Consider the following 18,646-nt stretch of genomic DNA (forward strand, 5'->3'; position numbering starts at 1 on the left):
ATTCGTTCCTGTGGTAGTGGTCGTTACACTTCCTGCTCCTTGACAGCGTGTGCTAGTCCCTGGACTAAAAGCTGCGATCGTCACCGTTGGAGTTACTGTTAAAGTAACTTCACTAGAAGTAACACTTTGGCAAACATTTGTTGTACTTGTTGCTATTAATCTATATTTATTTGTAGAAGCACTTATAAGTGGATTCGTTAATGTTAATGCTGCTGTCGTTGCATTACTATATATACCTCCATTACTAACTGTATTCCAAGCTCCAATTCCTCCTACTTGCTCTTCCCATTTATATATTAACCCAGTAGTTGTTCCGGTACTACCACTGTAATCTGGATTAGTCCCTGGCGCAGTTCCTGTAAATGTAGTTGTATTCAATGAAGAAACTACGGCTGTAAACGTAACATTACTCCCTAAACATATAGTACTACTTGTGGGCTCAGTATCAATTTGTATTTTTGTTGCTATTACTTCATTTCCAGTTGTACCTTGCCCCTGATCTCCTCCTATATCAGCTGTACCTCCTGAATTGACTAAATTTGGAACACCATTCCCATCTATACCTCCTTGGCTTGCTATATTTATTCTTCCATTACCATCTAATTGGCTTGCTAAAACATTCTCATTTGCCTCAATAGCATCATAACAATTATCATTATCACTATCTAAATCTAAATGATTCGGTATACCGTCATTATCAGTATCTAAAAAGCCTCCACAAATTAAACCTAAGTTAATAGGAGATTTAGTATTTCCAGATTTCAAGTCAAACTTCAAAGAAGTTGTAGTTGTCTTTATTTCCCATACTTCAGAAGCAACAGCTACACCTAAAGCATCGAAATTCAAGACCCCTCCTGAATTAGAATTTACTGTTAAATCATTATTAGGATCAGACACAGTATAAGTACCTGTAGATGTCAATTCCCATGTATCTCCAGCATCAAAATTCCCTGTAATACCTGTTTCATGCTTTATAGAAACAGTTACAGGAGAAGAAAAAGTAAAAGTAGCAGTTCCTCCTTGCGTCATTAAAATATCCCCATTAGCATTTCCTTCATCCACCGTACCAGTTGTAGCAATTGTTACATTTATTATTTTTTGAGTTTCTTCATCATAATAACTTCCAGTAGTTAATGTAGAACCAATACCTGTTAAATTCATAGGTGAGCCTGCACATCCTAATGATTCATCAGTATCTAAAATACCATCATTGTCATCATCTAAATCTACTCTATCCGCTTCCCCATCACTATCAGCATCATTACCTGAACCATTAATTGTAATTATTAAGTTAGCTGTATCTGTAGAAACTCCATCAGAAATTTCATAAACAAAAGTATCTGTTAGAGTTTGACCAACAAGTAAAGCAGCCACAGCTGGATTTGTTGTATCAACAATATACTCATAACTACCATCTGCATTGACAATAATTGTTCCATATGTACCAGCATAAGAAGTTCCTAAATTTGCAGCACTTACATTCCCTAATGTTGTACCTATTTTTAAAACCAACACTGAACTAGCTCCTTGCCAATAAATATCAGAAACTCCTGCTATCTGGCTACCTTGATCTGCATCGGTAGCATTGGGGCCATAATTATAACTTAACTTAAGCTGGTTAATTGGTTCTTCAAAAAACACATTTACATTACCAGTTGCATCACCAGGAACAGCACTTCCTATACCATAAAACGTATTATTTCCTGCATCAACAACACCCCCTGTAGTTACATATTTATATGTAGAATTTAAACCATTTAGGTTCCCTTCAATTTTCATTTGATCTTGCCATAAACTTCCTTGTGAGAAATCAATATCTGCTAATAAAAAACCAAGGTTATAAACTGGTTGGTCAAAATTAATAGTCAAAACAGTATCATCTGTAGGGTTAGTAGTTCCATCAATATTATATAACAGATATCCTGTATGCCCACCATTTGTTGTATAATCTACAGTTTGATTAAACGATGTTCCAAAACCACCTGGATCTGAAGTTATAAATGAAACTCCTACTCCTCCTACAGTTTTAGATTTTCCATGAACGGTTTCCCCACTAGTAAAGTTACTTTCCCATACTAAAGTTGTCAATCCTCTGTCAACAGCATCGGCTCCTCCTGTTCCTACATCTGTAATTACATTCCCTGTAGCACTAGCATCTACAAATGCCGTTAATGAATTTGTATTATCAAAAGCACTTGGAGCTTCATCTACCCCATTAATTGTAACTGTTAAATAACCATAATCTTTAATACCTATTGTATCTTCAATGGTATATGATATAATATCATGTAATGTTTCACCATTTCTTAATCCAGTTACAGATGCACTCGTTTCATCTACATCATATACGTAACTACCATTTGACTGTATAGTTATAGTACCGTATAATGTGGTATATGCATTACCAACTTTAGCAGGATACACATCAACCTCCGAAACAGAGATAGCTGTAGCCCCAGAATCATTGGTTCCATCTGTTAACACGTTTCCTGTTATAGTTGTAGTTGAATTAGCAGCAACAGAATTAACATCATCAACAGCTACAGGTGCAGTTGTAAAAACTCTTATTGTTGTAGTTGCATTTGCTGTAGCTCCATTAGTATCTGTGATAACTACATTCATTGTACGGATACCATCTGTATAAGGGCTTTTTAAATCACCGTAATATAATGTTGCCAAAAATGTTTGAAAATCAGCATTTGATATCGGATTTCCTGAAGTTTCTGTTATACTAAAAGTTGTGCTTGTTGTTTGAGTTACTCGAATTGTTGAACCTCCTATTGGATAATCAAACGGACCAGAAACTGGTGTTTGAAACCATAATAAATCAAACCCAGGTCTATTAATTGCTAGTAGTTCTCCATTAGGAGTATCAACTATGCCTGTAAAACTAATTATTGCACTTGCAATTCCTGCATCTGATGTTACTTGTGGACTAACCGATACTGGATATATATTTGAAGTTGTGGGTTGAACTTGAAATTCATAATTATTTCCTGAAGTTATTCCATTTAAGTCTAACGTAGGTGAAGCCATCATAGAGAACATAAAAGATGGAGCCATTTTACTAGTACTAATTCTATTCTTTAACACATCAAATTCAGCATCTCTAAGAACTAAAAAAGAGGTATTATCTTCAGAATTTTTAGCTGGCTTTAAATTTAATATTTTTCCTTCTTGTGAAAAAACACATTGAAAGGTAATAAGCATGCTAAATAGTATATTTAAACATGTGGCTTTTGTACTGCCATAGTAGTAACTTCTCTTCATAATCTGGGGGACTAAAAAGTTTATTAATAGTTAGATTGCATATTGTAACTAGTGCTACAAAACGCTTTATGTTGCGTAGTAGAAAAACTATATTTTTATTTTTTCTAGTTAAGAAAAAATAAAAGTCAAAATAGTAGTAGTAGTAGTAGTACTTTTTACACATTAAAAATATACTATCTCATTTCTATAATTGTTTTACAAAAATTAACAATTTTAGAATACCTCTTCTTTTAAAAACTATAGACATAGTAGTGAATCTTTATAGTTTTTTTTACACAAAAAAATCAAATTGGGTGTTTTTATAACGTAGCTATTTTTTAGTTTAAAATAAATGCTTTAAACTAATTATAAAAAAATTGACTTTCCCCGTGCATTGATAAGATTTTATATATAAAACAAACTTTTAGTTCCATCAAAAATCTCTTATCACTTTAATATTATCTCTGCTAATATAATGATTTTAACATTTATTAACATAATTTTATTGAAAAAAAATAATTTTCACTAAAACCCTCTTTGCTTTTTTATTTCATCATAAGCTTTTTGAACTTTCTGAAATTTTTGCTTTCCTATTTTAATATGTTCTTCCCCTAAACCTATTAATTTATCTGGATGGTATTTTTTCACCATTTTTCTATAAGCCTTTTTAATTTCAGGTTCTGAGGCTGTTTTAGGTATTTCTAGAATTTTATATGAACTTTCAGATTCCGAAATAAACATCGCTTTAATAGAACTATAATCACGTTCATTAATATATAAGTAATACGCTATTTTTTTTACAGCTTCTTCTTCAGAAACATCAATACTACCATCAGCATTTGCTATTCCGAATAAGAAATGTAGTAATTGTAAGCGAGATGAATGCGACATATATTGTCTGATTTGTAAACAAACCTGTCTAGTAGAAATTTCTCTTTTTACAATTCCATTAAATAATTTAAATGCATGATTAGCCCTTGTTTTTCCATACAAATTAACAAAGTATTGCCTAACATAATCTAGTTCTCTCTGGTCTATTTTCCCATCAGATTTAATTACTATTGACGCTAATATTAATAAACTAATTTCAAAATCTCCAGATTGAACATATTGACTTTCTTCATTTTGATGCCCTTTGTACTCTTGTTCTTCTTCCTTTAAATCATCAACAGAAACTCCATCAATAAAACTACCAACTACAAAACCTATTATTGCTCCTATTGGACCTCCTAACGTAAATCCAGCTCCCGCACCTAACCATTTGGCAAATTTCCCCATGTAAATATTTTTAATCAAATATAAACACTCTTTGGTTAAACTTGAAACCTTTTTTATTCTTTAGAATTATAACTTTAGTAACTTTTTAAAAACTACACTCCTTTTTTTAAAATTTTGCTTCAATTGTATAAAAGAGGTATCTTTGTATAAAATTTTATTTATGTACCCAGAAGAATTAGTAAAACCTATGCGTGATGAATTAATCAACGCTGGTTTTGACGCTTTATATACTGCTGAAGATGTTGATAATGCTTTAGCAAAAGAAGGAACAACTTTAGTAATGGTAAATTCAGTTTGTGGTTGTGCAGCTGGTACTGCAAGACCTGGTGCTATTGCTTCTTTAGGAGCAGATAAAAGCCCAAATCATTTGACCACTGTTTTTGCAGGTGTTGAAAAAGAATCTACAGCTAAAGCAAGAGAACATATGATTCCTTTTCCTCCTTCATCTCCAGCTATTGCTTTATTTAAAGATGGTCAATTAGTTCATATATTAGAACGCCATCACATTGAAGGTAGATCAGCACAAGCTATAGCTCAAAATTTAGCTGCAGCTTATGATGAATTTTGTTAAATTTTAATTGAAAAATTATTTTAACAAAACAATAAAAAACAAAAACCACTCAAATGAGTGGTTTTTTTTATAATTTTACCTCTTACACACTACAAATCATGACAAAGAAATTTAAAATTGATGGTATAGATAAAATAATTATAAAAAGACTTGTTCAAGATGCTAGAACTCCAGTTTTAAGTATTGCTCGTGAGGTTGGAATTTCTGGCGCAGCTATTCATCAAAGATTAAGAAAATTAGAAGATTCAGATTTGATCGAGGGTTATAAAATGGTTTTAAACCCGAAAACACTAGGCTACACTACTACAGCTTTTGTTGGTGTCTTTTTAGATGCATCTAGTTTATATTCTTCTGCTATTAAAAGATTAAAAGAAATACCTGAAATTGTTGAAAGTCATTATACTACTGGAAACTATGCTGTTTTTATAAAAATAATGTGTAAAAACAATGAAGATTTAATGCATTTATTAAATAAAGATATTCAAACAATAAAAGGAGTTTCTAGAACAGAAACTTTTATATCATTAGACCAACAAATTAACCGACAAATTAAAATTTAATATTTAAAAAATGAACGATTTTGTTTTATATTTTGAAATGGGCTTATTCCATGTTTTAGACATAAAAGCCTATGACCACATTCTTTTTTTAATTGTTTTAGCTGTTGTATATCAATTTAAGCAATGGAAAAAAGTATTATGGTTAATTACTTTATTTACTGTTGGACACTCAATTACTTTAGCTCTTTCTGCATATGGTATTATAAATGTACGAGCTGATTTGGTTGAATTTTTAATCCCTTTAACAATATTCATTACAGGGTTAATGAATGTTTTAACTGCAAAAAAAGCTTCAATTGGGAAGGAGAATCAAAATTTATTTTTCGCATTATTTTTTGGATTAATTCATGGTCTTGGTTTTTCAAATTATTTTAAAATCATGATTGGAAAGTCTAGTGACAAACTGGTTCCTTTATTAGAATTTGCTCTAGGAGTTGAAGTTGCCCAAGTAATAATAGTTTTAGCAATACTATTAATAGGTTCTTTATCACAAAGTGTACTAGGTGTAAATCGCCGTGATTGGATACTTGTTGTTTCTTCTATAGTTATTGGTTTTGCTTTTCAAATGATGATTAATCGTGTTTTTTGGTAAAAATTAACAATACTAAATTATAATTCTAACTAAATTAGCTTTTTATCTAAATTTTTAGATCTTGAATAAAAAACAACGTAAATACGATATTGCTTACTTAAAGATGGCGCATGAATGGGGACAGTTATCTCATTGTAAAAGAAAAAAAGTAGGTGCTCTTATTGTTAAAGACCGAATGATTATTTCTGACGGTTATAATGGTACTCCTTCTGGTTTTGAAAATTATTGTGAAGATGATGAAGGATATACTAAATGGTATGTTTTACATGCTGAAGCCAATGCAATTTTAAAAGTTGCAGCTTCAACCCAATCATGTACTAATGCTACTTTATATATAACATTATCTCCTTGCCAACAGTGTAGTAAACTTATACACCAAGCTGGTATTAAACGTGTTGTTTATACCGATGCTTACAAAGATCGTTCAGGATTGGATTTTTTAGAAAAAGCAGGAGTAGAACTGACACATTTACCAAATGAATAAAAACAATTTACCTATATATTTTTCAATAGCTGTTGTTTTCGGTATTCTTATCGGAACATTTTTTAGTAAAGGAAACTCAAACATCATTGGAAAAAACTCATCTAATGAGCGTAAAATCAAAAGACTTATTGATTACATTCAAAGTGATTATGTTGATAATGTAAACACTGACAAACTATTAGATGGTGCCATTGCTGAAATGCTTGGGAAATTAGATCCGCACTCAGTGTATATTCCTAAAGAAAACCTCCAATTAGTAACCGAAAATATGCAAGGTAACTTTGTAGGTATTGGTGTTCAATTTAGAATGGATGAAGACACTATTACTGTAATTGAACCTATAAAAGGTGGTCCTAGTATAAAAAAAGGCATTAAAGCTGGTGATAGAATTTTATTAGCAGATAACGATACTTTATATGGTAAAAATTTGAAATCTGCTCAAATACTAAAAAAACTAAAAGGAAAACCAAATACCAATGTTGATTTACAAATTTACAGAAAAACAAATGACAGTACTTTTAATACTATCATTACACGCGGTAAAGTAAATATTAAGAGTGTTGATGTAGCTTACATGGTAAATGAAACCATTGGTTACATTAAATTAGATCGTTTTGCTCGTAATACCTATAAAGAGTTTAAAACTTCTTTAGAAAAATTATTAAAAGAAGGGATGACTAGTTTAGTTTTAGATTTACGTGGTAATGGTGGTGGATTTATTGACATAGCTAATAAGATTGTAGATGAATTTTTAGAAGATGACAAACTCATAGTTTACACTAAAAATAATAAAGGAGATATTAATAAATCTTTTGCTACTGAAAAAGGTGATTTTGAAAATGGAAACTTATATGTATTAATAGATGAAAATTCAGCCTCGGCTTCTGAAATTGTTGCAGGAGCTTTACAAGACAATGATAAAGGTATCATTATTGGTCGCAGATCATTTGGTAAAGGGTTGGTACAACAAGAAATGGATTTAGGAGACGGTTCAGCAGTTAGATTAACAACAGCCCGTTATTACACTCCTACAGGACGTTCAATACAGAAACCTTATAAGAAGGATAAAAAATCGACTGATTACAGAAGTGATATCCAAAACAGATATACCAATGGAGAATTATTTGACAAGGATAGTATAAAAACAGTTGATAGCTTACAATTTAAAACCCCAAAAGGTAAAATTGTTTATGGTGGAGGTGGTATTATTCCTGATATGTTTGTAGCTGTTGATACTACAGCTTATTTACCAACAATCTTTTTTAGACCTTTAAATAATTTTGCATTTGAATATGTTGATGGAAATCGTAAAAAATTATCAAAATTATCAATAGGCGATTTTATCAAAAACTTTAATAAGGATAAAAAAATATCTAATACTTTTTTAGCTAAGCTTAAAGATTATACAGTTTCAGAAAGAACAAAGAAACAATTAGAAAAAAATCTAAAAATATTAATTGCAAGAGACTTATATAATGATGAAGGTTTATATAAACTAAATCAGCAAAATGATAAAATGATTCAAAAAGTTTTAGAAATTGAAGCTAAAAAATAGTCATTAAAAACCACATAAAAACACTCTTTAAAAAAACTAACAATAGCTGGATTATTGTTAGTTTTTTTAGTTAAAAGACTAAAACTAGAATTTTTAGTTTTTAAATTTCACTCTTCCTTTTATTTTATATTATCGAAAATTTTTGAATGCATTTTCTAACTATATTACACACTCCTTTAATTAACAAGTTTTTATAGGATATTTACGCTTAAATTCTCACTTTTATAAAATGTTAAAAAAACAGCAAACTACGGGAAACCCCGTAGATTTACACTAGGGGTATTGGGTATTGTTTTTCATAAAAAAACGCTGTAAGTTTGAAAAAGCATTATTTGCTATAACAGACTAATAATCAATACAAAACACTTCTTTTAAACAATCAATTACTACTATATTTACACTAGTATTAACTTTAAAATAGTGTAAAATGAAAAACTTAAGAACAATTTTAGCAGTAGTATTTTGTATGGTAGTATTAACTAGTTGTACGGATAATTCTTTAGAGGAAATTGAGCAAAATGAAAGACAAAATAACATCCAACTCATTGAACCAGGAGATGATGGAGAATCGGACCCAGAAGAAGAAGAAACTGGTGAAGAAGGATAATATAAAAAGTATCATATTAGGCATAGTAGCATTTTGTATGGTTGCTATGTCTTTATTTCATGCTCCTTTTAAGAGATACTCTAAAAGTTTCTTAGAACATAAAAAGAATTATACTAAAATTATAAAAGAAAGAAGTTACCTGCAAGATTCTTTATTAAATGAACTAGGAGCTACTCTTTCAATAACCCAATATAAAAAAGCTAAAAAAGAATACTGGAAACTATCTCAAAATAAACTTAAGGCATACACTAAAAAGAAAAAAGAATTAATAACAGAACATTCTTTCAGAGGAAGAAGTAGTTTTCGGTTTTGGCTTTTTGCATTCGGATTGGTCATAGCCTTATTATTTTTTAGTTGCAAATCCTTGTATCACGATATTGTAAACGGTAGTACTTTTAAATTTCAATTTATTTCACTTACTGGTATAATTGTTTCTTTTTTTTGGTTAACACACCTACTATTTCTAACTCAACAAGATTTTAATACAAACAGTTATATAGCAATCTTATTAGTTGCAGGTGCACTTTCAAGTTGTTTCACCTACTTTTTAGTGAAAAACTACACCTATAAAGATGACTTAATTTTAAAGCAACTTTCATTAATTGATAGAATAAAAACTGTTCATTATCCTCGAGTAGCTTTGAAAGCACTTTACTCTGAAAGGAACGATAAGGCTATGCTTTCTGCTGACAGTGTTAAAGAAAACGCCAATGCATTTGATGATGATATAGTAACAACACTAAAAGGAGTTTAGTATGAGTATGAAGCAGCTGAGAAATATAATACGTAGAATCTTAAAAAAGAGGACTTACACTACAAAAGAACAACGTAGAAATATTAAAAAGAAAACTATTATTGAAATAGCTAAAAAAGTTATAGAAGAAGAAAACAAAACAGCAAAAATAAACGATAAGTTAGATAAAAAAATGAGCACGTTTTTAAACAAAAATAAATCTCACTTTTTATAAAAATCTATTACTCGTTTTTAAGTTTTTGTTCTAATAATTTTTCATAACTTTCTATTTTAGCATACATTTTTTTCAACTCTCTTTGTTGTTGAAAGTTAGATAATATTGTAACTACGGCATCAATTTTAGTTTCCTCTCTAAAACTATCAGAATTGATTAAAATATAATCTAAAATATTTTCATTCTTCACCCCTTTCAAATCAACCACATAATCATTCTCTAAATTTAACATCGAATCATTTCCTGTAATCAACCAATTAAAATTTAATTCAGGATAATTTGCAGAGATAACAACAAGCCATTTAGAATTTATTTCTGTTCTACTATTAATAGCTTCATTCAAAACACCATTACCAATGTTAATAGTATTTTCAAAATCACTAATAGTAATACCTTTAAATTCAATAAATTCTTTAACTCTGTTTATTATCATGATAAAATATGAAAGGTTTTAAATTGGGAATATGCAATATAGCGGATTGCACAGTAACAAATATAAGAAAATTAAGGCTAGCTATAGCAACAGCGTACTGTTATAATCTTAAAAAAAGGTATTTTCCCCTTTAAAATTTAAACACTCTTTTTATTAAAAATTGATAACAATTCATATCCTTTATTCTTTAAACTAATAGTACTCCTTCATTTAACTTCCATTTAAAAACAGTTTTTAATAAGTAAGTCAATGGCTTACAAAAAGTAAGTCGTTGACTTACCTTCAAATATATATTTTCAAGTACCTTTACTTTTATTTTTTTACATAGCATTATATTTCTTTTAATTTTAAACAAAATGATTAAAAAAAGCAAGATAAAAAACTATTAGAAAGTATAAAAAAAAGAATAACTTCTACTAACTAACATTTAAAATAAAAAGTAAGAACAGCTTGTTTAAAAACAGGCTGTTCTTACTAAAATAAACTATGAAAAACTACCTACTACTAATTGCACTATTTTTAAACAGCCTATGTTTTGGCCAAAACCAACATGGTATAAAAATACAAACTACTCAAAGTGAAAGAAATCAGCAGTGCCAATACTTTTCAAAAATGTTTAGGCAAAAACCTAAAGAAATAAAGTTTGGTATTAAAAGAGAAGGCACGAAACTATATTTTGAAATAAATAACAAAAAGTGGTTTACTCAGCTTTTTAAACAAACGGGGGATGGTATAGCTGTAGATATTGTACCAAAAACAAGATATGAATGTAATGAAGATGTAAAGCCACAACAAGTAAGAGGTCTTTTATTAAAACCTGTATATGCAAAACAGTTACGAAGAAGTTTAAAGCCCTATCAAAAAAGGTATAGAGTATATGTAGGACAAATACCCAAACCGCTTGCAAAAGATGAATTAGAATTTAATATTTTGTTTTTAGCAAATAGAACATTATGCGAATATTATTACATATACAACTTACAATCATACCCATGGGATTTACTAGATATGGGAGTATATTTAGACTCATTAGTGTACAAAACAAAAAGCATAACTACTCAAAAAGATAAATTTGTAAAAAAATATAAAACGCTAAAATTCACTATCCCTTTCAAAAAAAATAAAGCCACTTATTTACCTGAAGATATTAAACCTCTCTATGACTCTTTACAACTAACTGATTTTAACATTAAAAAAATTAATATTAGAGCTTATGCATCAGTTGAAGGAAGTTTAAAAAGAAATACTGAACTACAAAATCAACGTGCTAGTAGTATTGCAAAAGCACTACAATCATTTCAAAAACCTCATATCCAAACAGAAGTTAAAACCTCAGAAAATTGGGTAGAGTTTTTAAATGACATTGAAGAAACTGCTTATACTGATTTTACAGATCTATCAAAAAAAGAAATAAAAAAGAAATTAGTAGGTAAAGTAGCTACCGATTTAGAGCCTTATTTAAAAAATCATCGAAAAGCGGTACTTACTTTAGAACTCGATAAAATTGATAAATATAAAGACATGCCAATCACTAAATTGGTAACCCTTTTTAATGAAAACATTGTTAATAACGATATACAACAAGCAATAAACATTCAAAATACTATTATAGGAAAGTTAGCTGAAAGATATTCTCCAGAAGTTTTAACTAAAATGGAAATTCCTAGGCAAAAAAAATACATCACCCTACTTACCAAAAATAGTATGGTTAAGTATTTAAACAATATTAGTCAAACATTAATTGTAACACATGAATTAGAACAATTAGAAAAAATAGCCCCGAAAAACAAAAGAATAAAATACAATTTAGCTGTTTTAAAGTTTGTTATTTGGAGAAACAATGGAAAGTCATTCAATGAAAATAATTTTAAAAAGGAAATTTTCAACTTAAAAAAATATGGTATTAATCAAAAATTAATAGACCGAATGCTTGTAAACTTTCATATAGTAAAAGCAGAAAAAGAAATGAGGAAAAGAGACAATGCTAAAAAAGATGTTTCTGTAAAGTATATTTTAAACAACTATAAAAAATTTCCTTTTTCAAACTATGACTACTTAAGTTTAGCTCAATTTTTAACTCATTATGCCAATATAGATAGTGCTATTGAACTATTAGATAAAAAAGCTAGAAGTATTACCATAGATGAAGATTTACTATTTTATTATTTAAATTTAACGATCATAAATACAGCATATACTGAAACGACTGAATACAGAACTATCATGCTAAACGCCATTAACATGAATAAAGATCGTTTTTGTAAACTTTTTAATCCTTCACTAGAAGATGGTGTTACCTTTCAGTTGCTTGAAGACAAATACTTACGCAAAGCATACTGTGAAAGCTGTAATACAACTAAATAACTTTAAGTAAAACTTAACTTTAATCAACTATAATTTAAAACTCACCCAATGGTGAGTTTTTTTATTCTTTAATTTTTTTTCACCCTAAGTGTAACCTTTTTGTAAATTGATGGTTTTAAAGATAGAAACTAACCAAAACTAACACATTGAAAAACTTAACAGACGAAGAACTTATGTTACTAGTTGCCAATGGAGACCTAGAAAAGCTATCCATCATTTTTGATAGATATCATCTTCGCATCTATAATTTTTTCAAGAAAATGTTACGTGATAAAACGATTAGTGAAGATTTAACACAAGAAGTATTTATAAAAATATTAAAATATAAATCATCTTATAAAAGTGGAAATTTTGCATCTTGGATATTTACAATAGCAAGAAATATTTTTACAAGTCACTATCAAAAAAACAAAAAAGAAAGAGCCAATATTATTAATGATGATTTAATAAGCTCGAATGAAGAAATAGCTTCAGAAGGAAATAAAGAAGCAATTGAGCATTTACAAAAATCATTACAACAGTTGAGTGTTTCTGATAGAGAATTAATTGTAATGCATAGATATCAGGGAATAAATTACGAACAAATTGCTGAGATTTTAGGAAGTTCAGCAGGAGCTATAAAAGTCAAAACACATAGGGCTTTAAAGAAATTAAAAAACATGTATTTTCAAACTATAGAAGGTTGATAAAAAAACATATTATGAATTGTAACGACGTACAAAATCAACTTATTAATTATATAGATAATAAACTCTCAAATGAAGAGCATTTAAAAATAGAAACTCATATAAGAGTTTGTGATAATTGTACTAATGAATTAAAAAAATTAGAAGATATTCTTTTAATTATATCTAATGATGAAATAGAAAAACCTGGTGAAACATTAAAATTGAACTTTGAAAACTTTTTAGCTAAAGAAATCAAAGAGGCAAACACTAAAGTTATTTCATTAAAGTCTAAACCAGATTGGAAATCGTATATAAAAATTGCTGCAAGTATTTTAATAGTTTTAAGTGCTTTTTTAATTGGTAGGCAGTCTAATCAACAAAAAACATCAATTGCTAGTCAGCAAAAAACACAACAGAAACAACAGTTTTTTGCTTTATTAGATAACCAATCGGCTAGTAAACGAATTTTAGGAGTAACAAATTCAAAAAAGTTTTCGGAAAATAATATAGAAATAATTGAAGCCATAGTTAATAAGCTATTCTATGATAAAAATGTTAATGTGCGATTAGCTGCAGCAGAAGCACTTTCAAAATTTTCATCATTAGAACTTGTGAAAACAGCTTTAATTAAAGCATTGCAAACAGAAAAAGAAGCCATTATTCAAATTGAATTAATTCAAATTTTAGCTAAAATACAAGAAAAAAGAGCGCTCGAACCCATGAAAAAACTACTAGAAAACGAAGAAACACCAAATTATGTTAAACAAGAACTACAATACAACATACCAAGTTTATTGTAATTAAAATTATAAAACATCATGAAAAAAATAGTCCTATTATTATTATTTATTGGAAGCACTGCTTTTTCTCAAGGCAAAGAACACAAACATTCTTTACAAGGAGTAAAAAAAGTACATATTTTATCAAACACTACAATTAAAGTTATAGCAACGAATACAAATTCATTACTATTAAAAAATCACAGTAATCATTCTGACAATCAATGTGAAGAAGATAATGATCGTGAACACTCCAATAACAAACATCATCAAAAGAAAAAAGATAAAAGAAAAGGATTAACCGCTATTTACCCAGGAGGTAAAGACAACACTAATGGGTTTGGTTTTTCTATAACAAAAGAAGGAAGCACCTTAATTGTTAAAGATTTAAAATCTCGTTTCCAACGACATGGAATTCAGCTTGAGCTTCCTAAAAACATTAATCTTTTTGTAGATTCAGGTAACTTAGGAAGCATTCATATTGAAGGATTTTCTTCTGAAATTGAAGCTGACTCAAATGTTGGTGAAATTAGCATGAAAAATGTTACTGGACCTATTACTGCCCACTCTAGTACAGGAGCAATTAATATCGATTTTAGTAAAGTAAATCAATCATCTCCTATTAGTATAAGTTCATCTGTTGGTGAAATTGACATTGCTATTCCTGCTTCAACAAAAGCAGATTTAGAAATAAAAACTAACAAAACAGTGTATACCAACTTTGATATTAACATTCCTACAAAAGAAGGTTTAAAAAATGTAAGTGGTAGAAAAAGAATTGTAAGCACCATTAATAATGGTGGTGTGCAAATTAAATTAAGATCATCTATGGGAGACATCTATCTTAGAAAAAAATAGTCTCTTAAAAAACTAATTCACACGTAATTTAAAATCTAAAAAAATGAAAAGTTTATTCTTATTCATAGGATTACTATTGCCTTTTAGTAACCTAACCGCTCAAAAAAAAGTAGTAACAAAACAAAATTCTAACTCTATTGAAGAAGTGTATGTAAATACCAAATTTGCTAACACTATAGAAGTTCAAAATTGGAATAAAAATGAAATCTCAGTAGTTGCTAACGTTAATATAAACGACAATAAAGACAATGACTACTTTAAATTTGAAACCAAAAAAACGGGAGCTATTTATAATGTAAAATCTGATTTTGGCAACTTATTTAAAAAACATAAAAAAGGAGTTACTATAACTCACAGTGGTAAAGGTTGTAACAGTTACAATTTTTGTTCTAACCATAATAATATAGTTATTAATTATGTTATTTATGTACCTAAAAAAATGACTTTAAAAGTTAAAAGTATTTCAGGTGATGTAGCCGTTTCTTCATATCAAGGGAAATTAACGCTAGATTTAGTTAGCGGTAATATTGATATAAAAAAACACTCAGAAAACATGTATTTAAAAACTGTTAGTGGTGATATTGATGTTGCTGTAGCTGATGCTACTTTTGAAGCAAGAACATTAACTGGTACTGTGTACTCAGATTTAGATATTGACTTTAATCAAAAAAGCAAAAGATCATCTCGTAATAAAATTCAAGGAACCATAAAAAACGGTACTGCTTATTTAAAATTAAAAACCGTTAGTGGAGATATTCTGTTAAGAAAAATTTAAATAAGGCAACCTTATAAGTATATTTATAGTCTATAAAATAAACACAATATATAACTATGAAAAAACTATTTTTAGTACTTATTTTAACAGGCTTATTTATTTCTTGTAAAGAATCAAAAACATACAACAATCATCCAGTAATAAATGCATCAACTGTAAATACTAGCTTTAAAATTGCAGAAAACTGGTATAACGGAAGATGGTCTATTGCTCCACAAGTAAAGCATGATACTTTGAAAATACAATGCCTTTCCAATCCTGAAAAGTTCGTTTTCAAAACAGACATGGATAGCATTTCTTTTGATGTTTTTGAAGGGAAATCGTATGATTTTTATGTACACTTAAATGATTCTATATATGCACATACAATAATTAAAGGGACTTCTTTTTCGAGGGAAGAAATAAAACATAACATTACTTCTAAAAATGACAGTCTCTTTATTTTGTATGAAAACAACAAAGAAAATCAATATCTAACAAAACTTGCTTCAAAATACCCTATCCAAAACTTAATCGATCAAAAATCTAACGACACTGAAAAAATCGTGAAAATTTTAGATTGGACAAATGCTAGATGGAAACATAGCGGAAATAACTCACCAAGTAAATCAGACCCAATTACTATTTTAGATGAAGCTAAAGCTGGAGGTAGATTTCCTTGCTTTGCCTATGCAATTGTACTAAAAGCCCAATTAGAAAATGCAGGTTTTAAGGCTAGAACTATTTATTTAAAAACTAAAGATGTAGAAACAAGAAAATCTTCTCCCGGACATGTAGCTACTGAGGTTTTTATTAATGATATACAAAAATGGGCATTTGTAGATGGTCAGTTCAATGTTATGCCTACTTTAAATAATATTCCTTTAAATGCTGTTGAGTTTCAAAATGCATTAACTAATAACTATGAAAACCTAGAGCTAACTAGCTTAAAAGAAGTATCAAAAAGATCATATACTGAGTTTGTATATGATTATTTATACTATTTAGATACTAGCTTAGATCATCGAAACTTAATTGGAACTGACATTAATCAACAGAAAATAAATGATAAAACAACCCTAATGCTAGTACCAACTGAAGCTCCTAATCCAAGGAAAATTGATTTTTGGAGTTCTAAAATCAATTATTGTATCTATACAAACTCTTTAAAAGATTTTTACGCCAAACCACATTAAAATTATTTAGTTAAATTAGTATTCATAATTTAATTTTGAAATAAAATTAAAAAAAGTGTCCTTTTTTATTTTTGGAAAACGTCTTACTAATACAAAACTTTAAAACTTTAAATGATGAAAAAATTTATGATGCTTTTTGTTGGAACTGAATACACTGATCTTGGACTTTCTCCAGAAGAAATACAAAATCGCATGGAAAAATGGTTTGCATGGAGTGAGAAAATGGAAAAGGCTGGTATCTTACGTGGTGGAGAAGCTTTAACATCACAAATAAGACGTATTGTTGGACAAAATAGAACAGTTACAGATTTAACTTCAGCTGAAGTTAAAGAAATTGTAGGGGGTTATTATTTAGTTGAAGCTAGTGATTTTGATTCAGTACAAGAAATTGCGCAAGATTTCCCTGATTACGACTTAGGAAACACGGTAGAAATTCGTGAAATTATGGTATTTGACAGTTAATGGATTCTAAACTCATAGATCATCTTTTCCGCCATCATAGCGGGAAGATGGTTGCTGTTTTAACTCGAATTTTTGGATTATCTAATCTTGAAATTATAGAAGATGCTGTTCAAGATACTTTTTTAAAAACAAGTACAAGTTGGCGTAATCAGCAACCTGATAATCCTGAAGCATGGTTAACTCATGCTGCAAAAAATAGAGTTTTAGATTTATTTAGAAAATTAAAAGCTGAAAAGAAATATATCCCGGAAATTAAAAATGGTATTGAAGCTATTTCTATCAATGACCTTTTTTTAGATACTGAAATTGAGGATGCTCAATTACGAATGATTTTCACTGCTTGTCATCCAAGTTTAAATGCAAAAGATAGAATTTCATTTGCCTTAAAAACCATTTCTGGATTTAGTATAAAAGAAATAGCTTCTGCTTTATTGACTAAAGAAGAAACCATAAAAAAAAGATTATTAAGGGCTAAACAAAACATTCAGAAAACAAACTTACAATTCAAAATACCAACTGGAAATCAATTACCTATTAGAATTGAAAGTGTTTTAGAAATTTTATACCTCATCTTTAATGAAGGATTTCATTCTAATAAAAAAGAAATTTTAATCCAAAATGAATTGTGCGGTGAAGCTATGCGTTTATGTAAAATGTTATTAAAAAATAAGCACACAAATATTTCTGCTAGTTACGCATTGTTTGCTTTAATGTGTTTTCATGCCGCTCGCTTAGATGCAAAAATAAATACTGAAAACGAATTACTCGATTTAAAAACTCAAGATAGAAACAAATGGTCTTTTCCTTTAATACAATTAGGAAATGCAATGATGAATAAAGCTGTAGAAAACGATGAATTTTCTTGTTATCATTATGAAGCTGCTATAATAGCTGAACATATTAAAGCACCTAACTTTGAGCAAACAAATTGGAATAAAATATTACAATGGTATCAACACTTATATAAACTACAACCAACAACTTCACATTTATTAAGTATGGCTGTAGTGTGTTTACAAAGTAAAAACTATATTAAAGCTAATTACTATTTTGATAAAATTACTCCTCTTGATTTAGGGCAACGCTCTTATTTATATTTTGGAGCCAAAGCCGAGTTCTTTTATCAAACTGGAAAAATTAAAGAAGCTATAAAATATATTGATATTTCTTTAAAAAATGTAAATAATTCATTAGAAAAAAAATACCTACTAAAAAAGAGAAAAGTAATGTATAACCTTTAGTTTTTAGTTCTATCTTTCACTGAAATT

19 protein-coding genes are annotated in these 18,646 nt (G+C 28.9%); 16 read left to right on the forward strand and 3 right to left on the reverse strand.

What is annotated here, in order from left to right; translation table 11 throughout:
- A partial coding sequence (locus tag ACKTTQ_RS05270; RefSeq protein WP_408048597.1) for a beta strand repeat-containing protein occupies positions 1-3,210 on the reverse strand: 3,210 nt, incomplete at its 3' end.
- Between the two features lie 564 nt (positions 3,211-3,774).
- Positions 3,775-4,527 (reverse strand): TerB family tellurite resistance protein, encoded by a 753-nt coding sequence (locus ACKTTQ_RS05275; protein WP_113785878.1) that lies wholly within the window; start codon positions 4,525-4,527, stop codon positions 3,775-3,777.
- A 160-nt stretch (positions 4,528-4,687) separates the two neighbouring features.
- On the opposite strand from ACKTTQ_RS05275, the gene ACKTTQ_RS05280 reads away from it, so the two are divergent.
- The 8 genes from ACKTTQ_RS05280 (at position 4,688) to ACKTTQ_RS05315 (ending at position 9,864) form a co-directional block, all read left to right on the forward strand.
- Positions 4,688-5,098 carry a BrxA/BrxB family bacilliredoxin gene (locus ACKTTQ_RS05280; protein ID WP_093870041.1) on the forward strand — a complete coding sequence of 137 codons (411 nt, stop codon included), beginning with the start codon at positions 4,688-4,690 and terminating at the stop codon, positions 5,096-5,098.
- A 98-nt stretch (positions 5,099-5,196) separates the two neighbouring features.
- Positions 5,197-5,658 (forward strand): Lrp/AsnC ligand binding domain-containing protein, encoded by a 462-nt coding sequence (locus tag ACKTTQ_RS05285; RefSeq protein WP_113785877.1) that lies wholly within the window; start codon positions 5,197-5,199, stop codon positions 5,656-5,658.
- Positions 5,659-5,668: 10 nt separating this feature from the next.
- Positions 5,669-6,250: a HupE/UreJ family protein gene (locus tag ACKTTQ_RS05290; RefSeq protein ID WP_093870039.1), complete on the forward strand. Its 582-nt coding sequence runs from the start codon at positions 5,669-5,671 to the stop codon at positions 6,248-6,250.
- Positions 6,251-6,308: 58 nt separating this feature from the next.
- Entirely contained in the window at positions 6,309-6,734 is a 426-nt protein-coding gene (locus tag ACKTTQ_RS05295; RefSeq protein WP_093870038.1) for a deoxycytidylate deaminase, read from the forward strand.
- The gene (locus ACKTTQ_RS05300; protein ID WP_113785876.1) at positions 6,727-8,289 is read left to right on the forward strand and encodes a S41 family peptidase; all 1,563 of its coding nucleotides are present in this window, start codon (positions 6,727-6,729) and stop codon (positions 8,287-8,289) included. The genes ACKTTQ_RS05295 and ACKTTQ_RS05300 overlap by 8 nt, the downstream gene beginning before the upstream one ends.
- Positions 8,290-8,716: 427 nt before the next feature.
- Positions 8,717-8,896 carry a hypothetical protein gene (locus tag ACKTTQ_RS05305; protein ID WP_408048598.1) on the forward strand — a complete coding sequence of 60 codons (180 nt, stop codon included), beginning with the start codon at positions 8,717-8,719 and terminating at the stop codon, positions 8,894-8,896.
- Entirely contained in the window at positions 8,883-9,650 is a 768-nt protein-coding gene (locus ACKTTQ_RS05310; RefSeq protein WP_408048599.1) for a hypothetical protein, read from the forward strand. The genes ACKTTQ_RS05305 and ACKTTQ_RS05310 overlap by 14 nt, the downstream gene beginning before the upstream one ends.
- A gap of 1 nt (position 9,651) precedes the next feature.
- Entirely contained in the window at positions 9,652-9,864 is a 213-nt protein-coding gene (locus ACKTTQ_RS05315; protein ID WP_408048600.1) for a hypothetical protein, read from the forward strand.
- Positions 9,865-9,871: 7 nt separating this feature from the next.
- Here ACKTTQ_RS05315 and ACKTTQ_RS05320 read toward each other — a convergent pair whose 3' ends face one another.
- Complete coding sequence (locus tag ACKTTQ_RS05320) at positions 9,872-10,297, reverse strand: hypothetical protein (protein WP_408048601.1); 426 nt, start codon at positions 10,295-10,297, stop codon at positions 9,872-9,874.
- Positions 10,298-10,783: 486 nt separating this feature from the next.
- Here ACKTTQ_RS05320 and ACKTTQ_RS05325 point away from each other — a divergent pair, with 486 nt between their 5' ends.
- From ACKTTQ_RS05325 to ACKTTQ_RS05360, 8 genes are all read left to right on the forward strand, one after another.
- The gene (locus ACKTTQ_RS05325) at positions 10,784-12,661 is read left to right on the forward strand and encodes a hypothetical protein (RefSeq protein ID WP_408048602.1); all 1,878 of its coding nucleotides are present in this window, start codon (positions 10,784-10,786) and stop codon (positions 12,659-12,661) included.
- A 146-nt stretch (positions 12,662-12,807) separates the two neighbouring features.
- On the forward strand, positions 12,808-13,347 hold the full coding sequence (locus ACKTTQ_RS05330; protein WP_299135848.1) for an RNA polymerase sigma factor: 540 nt from the start codon (positions 12,808-12,810) through the stop codon (positions 13,345-13,347).
- A gap of 14 nt (positions 13,348-13,361) precedes the next feature.
- Complete coding sequence (locus ACKTTQ_RS05335) at positions 13,362-14,129, forward strand: HEAT repeat domain-containing protein (RefSeq protein ID WP_408048603.1); 768 nt, start codon at positions 13,362-13,364, stop codon at positions 14,127-14,129.
- A gap of 18 nt (positions 14,130-14,147) precedes the next feature.
- Positions 14,148-14,966, forward strand: a complete 819-nt coding sequence (locus tag ACKTTQ_RS05340) for a DUF4097 family beta strand repeat-containing protein (RefSeq protein WP_408048604.1) — start codon at positions 14,148-14,150, stop codon at positions 14,964-14,966.
- Between the two features lie 43 nt (positions 14,967-15,009).
- A complete protein-coding gene (locus ACKTTQ_RS05345) occupies positions 15,010-15,741 on the forward strand; it encodes a DUF4097 family beta strand repeat-containing protein (RefSeq protein ID WP_113785871.1) in 732 nt (243 codons plus the stop codon).
- 56 nt (positions 15,742-15,797) lie between these two features.
- Positions 15,798-16,916, forward strand: coding sequence for a transglutaminase domain-containing protein (locus ACKTTQ_RS05350; RefSeq protein ID WP_113785870.1), 1,119 nt, complete (start codon positions 15,798-15,800; stop codon positions 16,914-16,916).
- Between the two features lie 111 nt (positions 16,917-17,027).
- On the forward strand, positions 17,028-17,378 hold the full coding sequence (locus ACKTTQ_RS05355) for a YciI family protein (RefSeq protein WP_233487104.1): 351 nt from the start codon (positions 17,028-17,030) through the stop codon (positions 17,376-17,378).
- Entirely contained in the window at positions 17,378-18,619 is a 1,242-nt protein-coding gene (locus ACKTTQ_RS05360) for an RNA polymerase sigma factor (protein ID WP_408048605.1), read from the forward strand. Before ACKTTQ_RS05355 ends, ACKTTQ_RS05360 begins: the two co-directional genes overlap by 1 nt.
- Positions 18,620-18,646: the final 27 nt, after the last annotated feature.

Source organism: Tenacibaculum halocynthiae (genome assembly GCF_964512825.1).
GTDB lineage: Bacteria > Bacteroidota > Bacteroidia > Flavobacteriales > Flavobacteriaceae > Polaribacter > Polaribacter halocynthiae.